Annotated in this window: 1 protein-coding gene; it reads right to left on the bottom strand. The window is 70.9% G+C overall.

Annotated features, from left to right (window positions below):
* A partial coding sequence (locus tag AX703_RS27920) for a hypothetical protein (RefSeq protein ID WP_197423695.1) occupies positions 1-940 on the bottom strand: 940 nt, incomplete at both ends.

The raw sequence follows: 940 nt of genomic DNA, 5'->3' as shown, positions 1-940 counted from the left end.
TCACGGCGATGCTGGTGCCGGCATCGAGCGTGCCGCCGGTGATCGTCCCGCCCGCCAGCGTGATCCCGCCCGCAGCGCCGATTGCGTCGAACGTCAGCAGCGCGGGGTCGATGAACACCGAGCCGCCGCTCGAGGTGACCGTGCCCAGCGTTGCCGTGTCGGTCACAGTCAGCGTCACGTCGCCCGCCGATTGCAGGCTCGTCGCCGTGAGGCTGGCCGCAGTCAGATCGAGCGTGCTGCCGGCGGTGGCCGAACCCAGCGTCGCCGTGCCGCTGACATTGCCCGCGATCAGGCCATCGGCGCTGATCGTCGTTGCCAGCAGCGTGCCCGCCGTGAGCGACAGGTCGCTACCTGCGGCAATGTCGGTGATATCGGCAAGGCCGCTCACCGTCGCATCGAGATTGCCCAGTGCGGCCAGCGACGTGCCGCTGGCACTGGCCGCCTGAAGCGCAAGGTCCGTCCCCGCGCTCGCGCCGCCAACCGCATAGCTGCCGCCCAGCAGCGCCGTCAGGCTCGTCCCTGCACGGATGCTGCTGCCGGCAAGATCGCTGCCTTCCAGGCTCACCAGGCCGCTGGCATCAAGCGTGGTGAAGTCGAGCGTGCCGAACTGCGCCGAGACATTGCCACCGGACGTCGCCGCACCAGTCAGCACCGCGCCACCCGCCACGGTCAGCGCCAGATCGCCGCCTGCATCGAGCGTGCCTGCCTGCACGCTGTCGGCGCCGAGCGTCATCGTCGTGCCAGACGTTGCCGAGGCCAGCGTCAGCGCGCCGCTCGCGGTCACGGCGATGCTGGTGCCGGCATCGAGCGTGCCGCCGGTGATCGTCCCGCCCGCAAGCGTGATGCCGCCCGCAGCGCCGATCGCATCGAACGTCAGCAGCGCCGGATCGATGAACACCGAGCCGCCGCTCGAGGTGGCGGTGCCCAGCGTTGCCGTGTC

Origin of the sequence: Novosphingobium sp. CCH12-A3 (assembly GCF_001556015.1) — a bacterium.
GTDB classification, from domain to species: domain Bacteria; phylum Pseudomonadota; class Alphaproteobacteria; order Sphingomonadales; family Sphingomonadaceae; genus Novosphingobium; species Novosphingobium subterraneum.
This window is presented reverse-complemented; position numbering and strand designations above follow the sequence as displayed.